Here is a 12699-nt window from a genome sequence, read left to right as displayed (position 1 = left end):
GGCTGGGGATTTAGCCGACGACCCAAATCGCCTGGGCCGCAGGGCTGCCCAGCTCGACTGTGCTCGCTGCCCCGTCGGATGATTCCACCGACACCGAGATGATGCCGGCGAAATCTCGCCGAGCGAGCACCGTCAGCCGCGAGTCCAGACTGATGCCGACGGTGTCGAAATAGCGCAGCATCTCCGGGTCGGCATCGGAAATCCGCGCCACGGTGCCGAGTTCGCCGTCGACACATGCCGACAGCTGGCGGGCGGGCGGGGTGGGAACCCGGCCGTCGGCGGTCGGGATGGGGTCGCCATGCGGGTCGCGTACGGGATGACCCAGCTTGGCGTCGATCCGATCGAGCATCATGTCGCTGATGGCGTGCTCGAGAATCTCCGCCTCGTCGTGCACCTCGTCCCAGCTGTAGCCGAGCTCGCGCATCAGGAACGTCTCCAACAGCCGGTGCCGCCGGACCACCGCCAGCGCCGCGAGCCGTCCGCGTTCGGTCAGCGTGACCGCACCGTACTTCTCGTGGTCGACCAGTCCCTGGTCGGCGAGCCGGCGGATTGATTCCGAGGCAGTACTGGCCGACACCCCGATGCGCTCGGCGAGCAGCTTGGTGCTGACCTTGTCGAGCGACCATTCCTGCGCCGACCAGATCGTCTTGAGGTAGTCCTGGGCGACCGTCGTCAGGTCGTGTACCCCGGGGTTGGGGTTGTCGTCAGGACTCACATCCAAAAGTTTAGGCAATCATCACCTGATCTGGGGATCTGGCGTGTCCGGGCGGCTCGGCGCGCCGTAGGCTTGCCGTCGTGGAACGGTGGCGCGGACAGGACGAGATCCCCTCGGACTGGGGCCGATGCGTGGTGACCATCGGCGTATTCGACGGTGTGCACCGCGGGCACGCGGAGCTGATCGGAAGTGCGGTCAAGGCCGGCCGGTCCCGCGGGGTCCCGACGGTGCTGATGACGTTCGACCCGCACCCCATGGAAGTGGTGTTCCCGGGAAGCCATCCGGCACAGCTGACCACGTTGACCCGGCGGGCCGAGCTGGCCGAGGAACTGGGCATCGACGTCTTCCTGGTGGTGCCGTTCACCACTGATTTCATGAAGCTCACCCCGGAGCGCTACATCCATGAACTGCTGGTGGAGCGGCTGCACGTCGTCGAGGTGATCGTCGGCGAGAACTTCACCTTCGGCAAGAAGGCGGCCGGCAACGTCGGCACCCTGCGCAAGGCCGGTGAACGCTTCGGCTTCGCCGTCGAGAGCCTGTCGCTGGTCGCCGAGCACCACCAGAGCGAAACCGTCACGTTCTCCTCGACGTACATCCGGTCCTGCGTCGACGCCGGTGACGTGGTGACGGCCGCCGAGGCGCTGGGCCGCCCGCATCGCGTGGAAGGTGTGGTGGTGCGCGGCGACGGCCGCGGCCGGGTGCTGGGCTTCCCGACCGCCAACGTCGCACCGCCGATGTACTCCGCGATTCCGGCGGACGGGGTGTACGCGGCGTGGTTCACGGTGCTGGGCCACGGCCCGGTGACCGGTTCGGTGATTCCGGGGGAGCGGTATCAGGCCGCGGTGTCAGTGGGCACCAACCCGACGTTCTCCGGGCGCACCCGCACCGTGGAGGCGTTCGTCCTGGACACCGCCGCCGACCTCTACGGCCAGCATGTCGCGGTCGACTTCGTCGCCCGGCTGCGTGGCCAGCTCAAGTTCGATTCGGTGGACGACCTGATCAAGGCGATGGGCAAGGACACCGAGAAAGCTCGCGCGATTCTCTCCGCGCAGGACTGACCGCCCTCAGGCAGCCAGCAGCTCGTCAATCTGGTTGATCGCCGACGTCGAGCCCTCGACCACGCCCATGTCCAGCACCTGCTGCAAGCCCTCAGCGGAGGCGAACCTGCTGACGTAGATCGCGCGCGTGCCGCCGTTGTGTTCGGTGAAGGTATAGGTGTTCTCCGAGACCGGCATATCGGGGTTCGGGTTCAGATCGGCGTCGGCGAACCCGTCCCGAAATGCGAAGCTCGTCGGCTCGTCGACGCTGGTGATGTCCCAGTACCCGGCGTATTTCTCGCCGTCCGGCCCGGTCATGAAGTAGGTGACCCGGCTGCCTGGGGTGAGGCTGTGGTCGACGAAGGTCGCCGGATGCGAGGGCGGCCCCCACACCTTCTCCAGCTGACGAGGATCGGCGTAGATCTGCCAGACCCGCTGCACCGGTGCCGCGAAATCAGCGGTGATGGTGAGCGTCAGGTTCTCCAGATCGTGCTTCACGTCGGTGACAGGCATCAGTCGTTCTCCTTCTTTTCGGACTTCTCGGATGCGATGAGGTCGTCGATGCGGCCGACCCGACCGCGCCAGACCTCTTCCAGTTCGGTGAGCATCGCCGCCACCGACCGCACGGCGGTCACATCACCGCTGGCCAACTGCTCGCGGCCGTGGCGCCGCTTGGTGAGCAGACCGGCCTTCTCCAGGACGGCGACGTGTTTTTGCACCGCGGCGAAGCTCATGTCGTATTTCAGCGCGAGCGCGGACACCGAATGCTCACCGGCCAGCGCCCGGCGCATGATGTCGCGGCGGGTTCGGTCGGCGAGAGCGTGGAACAGGGCGTCCGCACGGTCCTCGGCAGCTACGGTCACCGCCCCAATGTACAACCAGATGGTTGTACATCGTCAAGGGGTCGGCCTGCTGCGATTTCGGTTCGCGGCGTGGGCGCTGCTAGAGTCGGCGATCAGCGTGCGCTGCAGTCCGCGGCGGCCCACGGCATTCGATTCCCCTCGCGGCACCGATGTGATGGAGATGTTTTCGTGGCGCTTACCGCCGAGCAGAAGAAGGAAATCCTGGGCCAGTACGGTCTGCATGAGACCGACACCGGCTCGCCGGAAGCCCAGGTGGCGCTGCTGACCAAACGCATCGCCGATCTCACCGAGCACCTCAAGCAGCACAAGCACGACCACCACTCGCGGCGCGGACTGCTGTTGCTGGTCGGCCGCCGTCGCCGGCTGCTCAAGTACGTCGCCGACCTGGACGTCGCGCGCTACCGCTCGCTGATCGAGCGGCTCGGTCTGCGCCGCTGAGGCGCACGACCCGCCGTGTAACATAGGGGCGTTGCGAGCCGGATTGCGGCTCGAACAACGGGTGCGGTGCATGCAAACCCGCGTGTCCCGTTCCCGCGTGTCACAGCGAAGCTTCCCTGATCGGGCGGTCTTCGGTAGTGGCTGCCGGGCCCCAATGATTTGGGGAGCGCCCGGCCGCTTCGATCGACGGCCGTAGCCGACTGGATGCACCTGTGATGACGCGAAACAGCTGAACAGTGAATTCAGAAAGGCTGAACGGGCATCCATGTCTGTAGCTGAAATCGACGAAGGCGTCTTCGAAGCGACCGCCGTCATCGACAACGGGAGCTTCGGCACCCGCACCGTACGTTTCGAGACCGGCCGGCTGGCGCAGCAGGCCGCAGGCTCCGTCGTCGCCTACCTCGACGACGAGACCATGCTGCTGAGCGCGACCACCGCCAGCAAGACCCCCAAAGATCATTTCGACTTCTTCCCGCTGACGATCGACGTCGAGGAGCGGATGTACGCCGCCGGGCGCATCCCCGGCTCGTTCTTCCGCCGCGAAGGCCGTCCTTCCACCGACGCGATCCTGACCTGTCGACTGATCGACCGCCCGCTGCGCCCGACGTTCGTCTCGGGCCTGCGCAACGAGATCCAGGTCGTGGTCACGATCCTGAGCCTGGATCCCAAGGATCTGTACGACGTGCTGGCGATCAACGCAGCGTCGGCGTCCACCCAGATTTCCGGTCTGCCGTTCTCCGGTCCGGTCGGCGGCGTGCGCGTCGCCCTCATCGACGGCCAGTGGGTGGCGTTCCCGACCGTCGAGCAGCTCGAGACAGCGGTGTTCGACATGGTCGTCGCGGGCCGCAAGGCGGGCGATGACGTCGCGATCATGATGGTCGAGGCCGAGGCCACCGACAATGTCATCGAGCTCATCGCCGGTGGCGCAGGTGCTCCGACCGAGGCTGTCGTGGCCGAAGGCCTCGAAGCCGCAAAGCCGTTCATCGCCGCGTTGTGCGATGCGCAGCAGGCGCTGGCCGACAAGGCCGCCAAGCCGGTCGCCGATTACCCGCTGTTCCCGGACTACCAGGACGACGTGTATGCGGCCGTCTCGCATGTGGCCGGCGACTCGCTGGCGCAGGCGCTCACCATCGCCGGCAAGCAGGAGCGCGACGAGCGCACCGACGAGATCAAGAACGAGGTCCTCGGAGAGCTCAGCGAGACCTTCGCCGGGCGCGAGAAGGAGATCGGCGCTGCCTACCGCTCGCTGACCAAAAAGCTTGTGCGCCAGCGTATCCTGACCGATCACTTCCGCATCGACGGCCGCGGCGTCACCGATATCCGCGCCCTGTCCGCCGAGGTCGCGATCATCCCGCGCGCGCACGGCAGCGCGCTGTTCGAGCGCGGCGAGACCCAGATCATGGGTGTCACCACTCTCGACATGGTGAAGATGGCTCAGCAGATCGACTCGCTCGGGCCGGAAACCTCCAAGCGCTACATGCACCACTACAACTTCCCGCCGTATTCGACCGGTGAGACCGGTCGCGTCGGCTCCCCGAAGCGCCGCGAAATCGGCCACGGCGCGCTCGCCGAGCGCGCGCTGATGCCGGTGTTGCCGAGTGTCGAGGAGTTCCCGTACGCGATTCGCCAGGTGTCGGAAGCGTTGGGCTCCAACGGCTCCACGTCGATGGGCTCGGTGTGTGCCTCGACGCTGTCGCTGCTGAACGCCGGTGTGCCGCTCAAGGCCCCGGTTGCCGGTATCGCCATGGGTCTGGTGTCGGACGATGTTGATGGTGAGCGTCGGTTCGTCACCCTGACCGACATCCTCGGTGCCGAGGATGCCTTCGGCGACATGGACTTCAAGTGCGCGGGCACCAAGGAGTTCGTCACCGCTCTGCAGTTGGACACCAAGCTGGACGGCATCCCCTCGCAGGTGCTGGCCAATGCTCTCGCTCAGGCCAAGGACGCTCGCCTGACCATCCTCGAGGTGATGGCCGAGGCCATCGACGAGCCCGACGAGATGAGCCCGTACGCTCCTCGCGTCACCGCCATCAAGGTGCCGGTGGACAAGATCGGTGAGGTCATCGGACCCAAGGGCAAGATGATCAACTCGATCACCGAGCAGACTGGCGCATCGATCTCCATCGAGGACGACGGCACCGTGTTCGTCGGTGCCACCGACGGCCCGTCGGCGCAAGCGGCGATCGACATGATCAACGCGATCGCGAACCCGCAGCTGCCCAAGGTCGGCGAGCGCTTCCTCGGGACAGTGGTGAAAACCACCGACTTCGGTGCATTCGTGTCGCTGCTGCCCGGTCGTGACGGCCTGGTGCACATCTCGAAGCTCGGCAAGGGCAAGCGGATCGCCAAGGTCGAGGATGTCGTCAAGCTCGGTGACAAGCTCCGCGTGGAGATCGCCGACATCGACAACCGCGGCAAGATCTCGCTGATCCTGGTGTCCGAAGACGGGGCCGACGCTCCCGAAGACGCTGCACCGGCACCCGCTGATGCCGATGCCGCGACCGCCAGCAGCTAACCCGCTCGGCGGGCAGGAGCGCAGCGACGCCGGGATGAACCCATCGCTTCGCCGCGGCCGGCGCCTCTCTAGCGAGGCGCCGGTTGCGGTGCGGCGCACCGTACTTCCCGGCGGCCTGCGGGTCGTCACCGAATATGTGCCATCGGTGCGATCGGCCTCGGTGGGCGTCTGGGTGAACGTCGGTTCTCGTGACGAAGGCCCGACTGTCGCCGGCGCCGCGCATTTCCTGGAGCATCTGCTGTTCAAGGCGACGCCGAGTCGCACTGCCGTCGAGATCGCGCAGTCCGTCGACGCCGTCGGCGGTGAGCTCAACGCTTTCACCGCCAAGGAACACACCTGCTACTACGCCCACGTTCTGGACGACGATCTGGGGTTGGCCGTCGATCTGGTCGCCGACGTGGTACTCAACGGCGTCTGCGCACCCCACGACGTCGAATTGGAGCGTGACGTCGTGCTCGAAGAGATCGCGATGCGCGACGACGATCCCGAAGACGCCCTGGGCGACGTGTTCCTGTCGGCGATGTTCGGGGACCATCCCGTCGGGCGGCCGGTGATCGGCAGCGTCGATTCGGTGTCGGGGATGACCCGATCGCAGCTGCATTCGTTCCATGTGCGCCGCTACACCCCGGAGCGGATGGTCGTGGCGGTCGCGGGCAACATCGATCACGACGAGGTAGTCCGGCTGGTGCGCAAGCACTTCGGCACTCATCTGGTCAAAGGCCGTACACCGCAGGCTCCGCGCAAGGGCACCGGCCGGGCCACCGGCGCACCCCGGTTGGAGCTGATCAGTCGTGACGCCGAGCAGACCCATCTGTCGCTGGGTGTCCGGGTGCCGGGGCGGCACTGGCCGCACCGCTGGGCACTTTCGGTGCTCAACACCGCCCTCGGTGGTGGATTGAGTTCCCGCCTCTTCCAACAGATTCGGGAGAACCGCGGGCTGGCGTATTCGGTGTACTCGTCGGTTGACAGCTTCTCGGATGCCGGGGCATTGTCGGTGTATGCGGCGTGCCTTCCCGAGCGCTTCGACGAGGTGGTGCGGTTGACCACCGAAGTCCTCGAGGGTGTCGCGCGTGACGGCATCACCGAGGCGGAGTGCCGCATCGCCAAGGGTTCGATTCGCGGCGGTCTGGTGCTCGGTTTGGAGGACTCCGCATCGCGAATGCACCGTCTCGGTCGCAGCGAGCTGAACTACGGTGAGTACCGCAGCGTCACGAGCACTCTGGCGCGCATCGACGAAGTGACCCTGGATCAGGTCAACGCGGTGGCCCGCCAGGTGCTCACCAAGCCTTTCGGTGCGGCCGTCTTGGGGCCGCACAAGTCCAAACGATCGCTGCCGCAGCCACTTCGGACGATCAGGAGCTAGCCGTGCCGCTGCACCTGCAGGATTTGGCGATACCGATACTCGGTGCACCAATGGCAGGCGGTCCGAGCACGCCCGCCCTGGCGGCCGCGGTGTCCGACGCAGGCGGCCTGGGTTTCGTGGCCGCCGGCTATCTGACTGCGGACAAGTTCGCCGAGGTGATTGCCGGCACCCGGGCGTTGACGTCGGCACCGATCGGGGTGAATCTCTTTGTGCCGCAGCCGTCTGCGGCGAACGCAGATGAGCTGGAGCGCTACCGCGACCGGCTTGCCCCGCTTGCCGATCACTACGGTGCGGAGATCGCGCGGCCCCATCCCGACGACGACGCCTGGCAGTCCAAGATCGACGTGGTCGCCGATACCGCACCGGAGGTGGCCTCGTTCACCTTCGGTTGCCCGACACCGGAAATCATTGCCCGTCTGCGTGATCGGGGCGTGTTGGTCGCGGTGACGGTCACCAGCCCGGACGAGGCGGCCGCGGCGGTCGCTGCGGGCGCCGACGCTCTGGTGGTGCAGGGCCCGGAAGCCGGCGGGCATCGGGGCACTTTCGATCCCGTCGTCCGGCCCGGCGATGAGCCGCTGGATTCGCTGCTGTCCGCGATCGTCGCAGCCCACGACGTGCCGGTGATCGCGGCGGGTGGTCTGTCCAGCGCGGCGGATGTCCGGCGGGTGCTGCACGGCGGAGCGGTCGCAGCGCAGGCGGGCACGGCGTTCTTGCTGGCCGAGGAGGCCGGCACCAACGCCGTCCACCGCGGGGCGCTGACCGATCGGAACTTCACCGAAACCGTGGTGACACGGGCCTTTTCGGGCCGGTATGCGCGCGGCCTGGCGAATGATTTCACCGCCCGCTATGACGATGTGGCACCGCTGGGCTATCCGGATGTCAATCAGATGACGGGTCCGCTGCGCCGCGCCGCCGTCGCCGCGGGTGATCCGCATGGCACCAATCTGTGGGCGGGCACCGCGTGGCGGGAGATCAGCGGGGGTAGCGCAGCCGACATCGTGGCGGCATTGGCGGAAGGCACCCGATGAGCCTGTCCCGCCGCCGCCTTCTGGTCACTGGCAGCGCGCTGACCGTTCTCGCGGCGTGCGGCGTCAAACCCTCACCGACCCATCCGACGCTCATCGACCCGGCTGAGCCGTTGCCGCCCGTCGAGCAGCGCATCGCCGCTCTGGAGAACCGGCACAACGCATTCGTCGGGCTCTATGCCCAGAACCTGAACTCCAAGGTGGAGTTGGCGAACCGCGACGGCGACCCGTTCGCGATGTGCTCGACGTTCAAGGTCTACCTCTCGACTCGGGTGCTGCAGAAGGCGCAGGCGGGGGAGTTGCGGCTGACGGACACGGTGGTGGTCGACCCCGCGGAGCTCAAGCCCAATTCCCCGCGCACCGAGCCCAATGCCGGTCAGCCCATGGCTATTTCGGATCTGTGCGCGGCGGCGCTGCAAGTCAGCGACAACACCGCGGCGAACATGTTGCTGCGTGTCATCGGCGGGCCACCGGCGATCACCGCGTTCGCCCGCTCGATCGGGGATGATCGCAGCCGGCTGGACCGCTGGGAGACCGAGCTGAATTCGGCTGTTCCCGGCGATCCGCGCGACACCAGCACGCCGCGGGCGCTCGGCGGCGGATTCGCGCGGGTGCTGACCGGCGACGTCCTCGACGGGTCACACCGCACGCAACTCGAGGACTGGATGCGCGCCAACACCACCTCGAGCATGCGCGGTGGGCTGCCCGCTGGCTGGACGACCGCCGACAAGACCGGATCCGGTGACTACGCCAGCACCAACGACGTCGGGATCGCATTCGGGCCCAACGGCGAACGCGTTCTGCTGGCGATCATGACCCGTACCCGATCCGACGATGCGCGGGCCGAGCCGCTGCGCCAGCTCATCGCCGAGGTGGCGACTTTGGTGTTGCCGGAGGTGACGCGCCCGCGATGAGTTTCCGCCCCGCCGGCTGTCAGTACTGAAGACCGTCGACATCAGCCGAAAGGATCCATCGTGAGTGAGTACGCCGCCCCGGCCGGGGCGCCCATCTGGTTCGACCTGATGAGCAGTGACCCCGCGCGAGCCGCGGAGTTCTACCGGGTGATCTTCGGTTGGCAGCTCGAGGGACCGGCGCACCCGGAGTTCGGCGGTTATCAGAACTTCACCCGTAACGGTAAGCGGGTGGCAGGGCTTATCCCGCCGATGGGCGAGGGCCCGGCGAACATCTGGTCGGTGTACCTGCACACCACCGACGGCAGCGCCACGGTCGCGGCGGCGGAGACCGCGGGCGCGACGGTGATGGTGCCCCCGATGGCGGTCGGCGATCTGGGTTCGATGATGGTGGTGTCCGACCCCGCCGGCGCGGTCATCGGATTCTGGCAGCCCGGGACGCATCCGGGGTTCACCGAGTGGGGCGAGCACGGCACGCCGTACTGGTTCGAATGTCAAAGCAAGGACTACGACGCATCACTGGCGTTCTACCGCCAGGTGCTCGGGGCTCGGATCGAGGAGATCGGCACCGGCGGTGACCCGGACGCCGTCGGTCCGGACCGTTACGGTCAGGTTTTCGCCGGAGAGCGCGCATACTCGGGAATCATGGACGCCGCCAAGCTCTTTCCCGCCGAGGTGCCGTCGTTCTGGCAGGTGTACATCACCGTCGACGATGTGGCCGCCACGGTCAAGCAGGCCGAGGAACTCGGTGGCCAGCTGGTGATTCCCGTCGAAGAGACGCCCTACGGAACTTTGGCGGCGATCAAAGATCCCTTGGGCGCGCTGATCTGCCTCGGCCATCCGCCGGCCGGGATATAAGACCAACGAACCGGGACGCTGCGGTGAGCAGTCCCGGTTCGCTGTGCAGTAGTGAGCTGTTGGCTCACTGAGGTTTTCAGGCCATCAGGCCGGCCGGATCGGTGTAGGGCAGCTCGAGGTCGTTGGCGACCTCGTGATTGAGCAGCTGCCCGTGATGGGTGGACAAGCCCTTGGCCAGCGCCGGGTCGGACCCGCAGGCAGCCTGCCAGCCCTTGTCGGCGAGCTTGATGACGTACGGCATGGTCGCGTTGGTCAGCGCGTAGGTCGAGGTCCGCGGGACCGCGCCGGGCATGTTGGCCACGCAGTAGAACACCGCGTCGTGCACCCGGAAGGTCGGGTCGTCGTGCGTGGTGGGCTTCGAATCCTCGAAGCAGCCACCCTGGTCGATGGCGATGTCCACCAGCACCGCTCCCGGCTTCATCTGTGCCACAGTCGCATTCGTGACGAGCTTCGGAGCCTTGGCGCCCGGCACCAGCACGGCACCGATGACCAGATCGGCCTGCTTGACGGCATCCTCGAGGTCGAGCCGCGAGGAGTAGCGGGTCTCGATCGCCCCGCCGTACTCGGCGTCGATCTTGCGCAGGATGTTGATGTTGAGGTCGAACACGGTGACGTGCGCGCCCATACCCCAGGCGACGGCGGCGGCGTTGTCGCCGGCCATTCCGCCGCCGATCACTACGACCTTGGCCGGGGCAACACCGGGCACGCCGCCCATCAGCACGCCGCGACCGCCCTGGGTGCGCATCAGGTGGTAGGCGCCGACCTGTGCGGCCAGCCGGCCTGCGACCTCGCTCATCGGGGCCAGCAGCGGAAGCGCTCCGTCGGCGGTCTGCACCGTCTCGTAGGCGATCGACGTGGTGCCGGATGCCAGCAGAGCGTCGGTGCACGGACGTGAGGCGGCCAAGTGCAGGTAGGTGAACAGGGTCTGGTCTTTGCGCATGCGGCCGTACTCGGCCTCGATGGGCTCCTTGACCTTCAGCAGCAGGTCGGCTTCGGCCCACACCTGGTCGGCGCTGGCGATGATCTGCGCGCCGGCGGCCTTGAAGTCGTCGTCGTGAATGGCGGAACCCTCACCGGCGCCGGCCTGGACGGTGACCTCGTGGCCGCGGCGCACCAGTTCGGACACGCCGGCCGGGGTGATGGCGACGCGGTACTCGTTGTTCTTGATCTCGGTCGGTATGCCGACGCGCATGATCGCTCCTCGATTGGAAATTGGCTTGGCAAGAAGTGTGAAGAAAATTCGAGTGGATTGCAATCGAATTGGCGAAAATTCGATAGATTAGGTGTATGAGTGGAGAATCAGCGAGATCGGCTGGTCGTCCGGCCGTGGCGCCGAAGGATGTTCGGTCCGAACTCGACGGTGTCGACCGGCGGATTCTGGCCACTCTGCATGCGGACGCCCGCATCTCCAACAGCGCGCTGGCTGACGCTGTCGGTATCGCGCCGTCGACCTGTCACGGGCGCGTGCGCAGGCTGCAGGACATCGGGGTGATCCGCGGCTTCTACACCGACATCGATCCGGCCGCGATCGGGCTGTCGTTGCAGGCGATGATCTCGGTGAGCCTGCAATCCAACGCCCGCGGAAAGATCCTCAGCTTCATCGAGCACATTCGGCGCAAACCACAGGTCATGGACGTGTACTTCCTGGCCGGGGCCGACGACTTCATCATCCATGTCGCCGCCCGTGACACCGACGATCTGCGCTCGTTCGTCGTCGAGAACCTCAACTCCGATTCCGACGTGGCGGGAACCCAGACCTCGTTGATCTTCGAGCACCTGCGCGGTGCGGCTCCGCTCTAGATGGCGTTCCTTTCGGCGGCCCGAGGATGCCGCCGTCGAGGACTTCGATTCCGGCTTGCCGGCAGGTTGCGTGTGTCGTCCGGCCAACCGGCCCAGCCGTCGAACTGCCGGTGTCGGCTCGTCGGCCGCCGTCGAGGACTTCGATTCCGGCTTGCCGGCAGGTTGCGTGTGTCGTCCGGCCAACCGGCCCAGCCGTCGAACTGCCGGTGTCGGCTCGTCGGCCGCCGTACGGATTCTCCAGGTTGCCAATCGATGCCCAGATCAGCCGGGACGGTTCAGGTGCAATGGCAGGGTCGGCGGCAAACCGGCGCAGGTCGGAATGGACGACCTGTCCGCCCCGACCTCCCCAGGGGAATGGTAAATCCTTGCACCCACCCCGACGACGATCGGTGCATCGCGATGGCGGCACCGGTGCCTCGTTAGGCTGCAGGTATGCGAGTTGCGGTGCTGGGAGCCAGAGGCAAAGTCGGAACAACGATGTGTGATGCCGTCCGCGCGGCCGACGACCTGACGCTGAGCGCCGAAGTCGACGCCGGTGATGCGCTGTCGCTGTTGACCGGCAGCGACACCGAGGTGGTCATCGACTTCACCCATCCCGATGTCGTGATGGACAACCTGAAGTTCCTCATCGACAACGGGATCCATGCCGTCGTCGGCACCACCGGCTTCACCGACGAGCGCCTGGATACCGTCCGGTCCTGGCTGGCTGACCACCCTGAGTCCGCTGTTCTGATCGCCCCCAACTTCGCGATCGGTGCCGTGCTGTCGATGCATTTCGCTCAGAAAGCCGCGCCCTACTTCGAATCCGTCGAAGTGATCGAGTTGCACCACCCGCACAAAGCCGACGCCCCCTCGGGTACTGCGACCCGCACCGCCCGGTTGATCGCCGAAGCGCGAAAAGGCTTGCCGCCCAACCCTGATGCCACCAGTACCGGCTTGGACGGAGCTCGCGGGGCCGATGTCGACGGCGTGCCGGTGCACTCCATTCGGCTGACCGGGCTGGTCGCGCATCAGGAGGTGCTGTTCGGCACCCTCGGGGAGACGCTCACCATCCGGCACGACAGCCTGGACCGCACCTCGTTCGTGCCCGGCGTGCTGCTCGCCGTCCGTCAGATCGCCAACCGGCCTGGCCTCACCATCGGAATCGAACCGCTACTCGACCTGTGAACGCCGC

At 66.7% G+C, this 12699-nt stretch carries 13 protein-coding genes; 9 read left to right on the top strand and 4 right to left on the bottom strand.

Features of this window, described 5'->3' with window-relative positions; all coding sequences use genetic code 11:
• Window positions 1-10: 10 nt before the first annotated feature.
• A complete protein-coding gene (gene mntR, locus Y900_RS02870; protein ID WP_036338775.1) occupies window positions 11-715 on the bottom strand; it encodes a manganese-binding transcriptional regulator MntR in 705 nt (234 codons plus the stop codon).
• Window positions 716-795: 80 nt separating this feature from the next.
• Between mntR and Y900_RS02865 the strand changes: the two genes are divergently transcribed.
• Window positions 796-1773, top strand: coding sequence for a bifunctional riboflavin kinase/FAD synthetase (locus tag Y900_RS02865; protein WP_036338773.1), 978 nt, complete (start codon window positions 796-798; stop codon window positions 1771-1773).
• 6 nt (window positions 1774-1779) lie between these two features.
• Here the strand turns inward: Y900_RS02865 and Y900_RS02860 are convergent, their stop codons facing one another.
• Window positions 1780-2265: an SRPBCC family protein gene (locus Y900_RS02860; RefSeq protein WP_036338770.1), complete on the bottom strand. Its 486-nt coding sequence runs from the start codon at window positions 2263-2265 to the stop codon at window positions 1780-1782.
• A complete protein-coding gene (locus tag Y900_RS02855) occupies window positions 2265-2615 on the bottom strand; it encodes an ArsR/SmtB family transcription factor (RefSeq protein ID WP_036338767.1) in 351 nt (116 codons plus the stop codon). Before Y900_RS02855 ends, Y900_RS02860 begins: the two co-directional genes overlap by 1 nt.
• A 168-nt stretch (window positions 2616-2783) precedes the next feature.
• Between Y900_RS02855 and rpsO the strand changes: the two genes are divergently transcribed.
• The 6 genes from rpsO to Y900_RS02825 all read left to right on the top strand — a co-directional run bounded on the left by rpsO (window position 2784) and on the right by Y900_RS02825 (window position 9725).
• Window positions 2784-3053, top strand: coding sequence for a 30S ribosomal protein S15 (rpsO, locus tag Y900_RS02850; RefSeq protein ID WP_005148712.1), 270 nt, complete (start codon window positions 2784-2786; stop codon window positions 3051-3053).
• Between the two features lie 265 nt (window positions 3054-3318).
• Window positions 3319-5568 (top strand): polyribonucleotide nucleotidyltransferase, encoded by a 2250-nt coding sequence (locus Y900_RS02845; protein ID WP_036338762.1) that lies wholly within the window; start codon window positions 3319-3321, stop codon window positions 5566-5568.
• Complete coding sequence (locus Y900_RS02840) at window positions 5546-6931, top strand: M16 family metallopeptidase (RefSeq protein ID WP_081845261.1); 1386 nt, start codon at window positions 5546-5548, stop codon at window positions 6929-6931. The genes Y900_RS02845 and Y900_RS02840 overlap by 23 nt, the downstream gene beginning before the upstream one ends.
• Window positions 6932-6933: 2 nt before the next feature.
• Window positions 6934-7959: a nitronate monooxygenase gene (locus tag Y900_RS02835; protein ID WP_036338756.1), complete on the top strand. Its 1026-nt coding sequence runs from the start codon at window positions 6934-6936 to the stop codon at window positions 7957-7959.
• A complete protein-coding gene (bla, locus tag Y900_RS02830) occupies window positions 7956-8870 on the top strand; it encodes a class A beta-lactamase (protein ID WP_036338753.1) in 915 nt (304 codons plus the stop codon). Before Y900_RS02835 ends, bla begins: the two co-directional genes overlap by 4 nt.
• A 60-nt stretch (window positions 8871-8930) precedes the next feature.
• Entirely contained in the window at window positions 8931-9725 is a 795-nt protein-coding gene (locus Y900_RS02825) for a VOC family protein (RefSeq protein WP_036338750.1), read from the top strand.
• A 76-nt stretch (window positions 9726-9801) separates the two neighbouring features.
• Here Y900_RS02825 and ald read toward each other — a convergent pair whose 3' ends face one another.
• Complete coding sequence (gene ald / locus Y900_RS02820; RefSeq protein ID WP_036338747.1) at window positions 9802-10917, bottom strand: alanine dehydrogenase; 1116 nt, start codon at window positions 10915-10917, stop codon at window positions 9802-9804.
• Window positions 10918-11012: 95 nt separating this feature from the next.
• On the opposite strand from ald, the gene aldR reads away from it, so the two are divergent.
• Both aldR and dapB read left to right on the top strand, forming a co-directional pair.
• Window positions 11013-11525: an HTH-type transcriptional regulator AldR gene (aldR, locus tag Y900_RS02815; RefSeq protein WP_036338744.1), complete on the top strand. Its 513-nt coding sequence runs from the start codon at window positions 11013-11015 to the stop codon at window positions 11523-11525.
• A 432-nt stretch (window positions 11526-11957) separates the two neighbouring features.
• Window positions 11958-12692, top strand: coding sequence for a 4-hydroxy-tetrahydrodipicolinate reductase (gene dapB / locus Y900_RS02810; protein ID WP_036338740.1), 735 nt, complete (start codon window positions 11958-11960; stop codon window positions 12690-12692).
• Window positions 12693-12699 lie beyond the last annotated feature (7 nt).

The organism is Mycolicibacterium aromaticivorans JS19b1 = JCM 16368 (genome assembly GCF_000559085.1).
GTDB classification, from domain to species: Bacteria; Actinomycetota; Actinomycetes; order Mycobacteriales; family Mycobacteriaceae; genus Mycobacterium; species Mycobacterium aromaticivorans.
Note: the sequence above shows the minus strand (reverse complement) of the source record. Positions and strands in the feature narration are given on the sequence as shown.

Bases quoted from the DNA above. Each gene is read 5' to 3' on its own strand.
- Y900_RS02860 (WP_036338770.1), bottom strand. From the start codon at position 2,265: ATGCCTGTCACCGACGTGAAGCACGATCTGGAGAACCTGACGCTCACC.
- aldR (WP_036338744.1), top strand. From the start codon at position 11,013: ATGAGTGGAGAATCAGCGAGATCGGCTGGTCGTCCGGCCGTGGCGCCG.
- Y900_RS02840 (WP_081845261.1), top strand. From the start codon at position 5,546: ATGCCGCGACCGCCAGCAGCTAACCCGCTCGGCGGGCAGGAGCGCAGC.
- dapB (WP_036338740.1), top strand. From the start codon at position 11,958: ATGCGAGTTGCGGTGCTGGGAGCCAGAGGCAAAGTCGGAACAACGATG.
- ald (WP_036338747.1), bottom strand. From the start codon at position 10,917: ATGCGCGTCGGCATACCGACCGAGATCAAGAACAACGAGTACCGCGTC.
- bla (WP_036338753.1), top strand. From the start codon at position 7,956: ATGAGCCTGTCCCGCCGCCGCCTTCTGGTCACTGGCAGCGCGCTGACC.
- Y900_RS02845 (WP_036338762.1), top strand. From the start codon at position 3,319: ATGTCTGTAGCTGAAATCGACGAAGGCGTCTTCGAAGCGACCGCCGTC.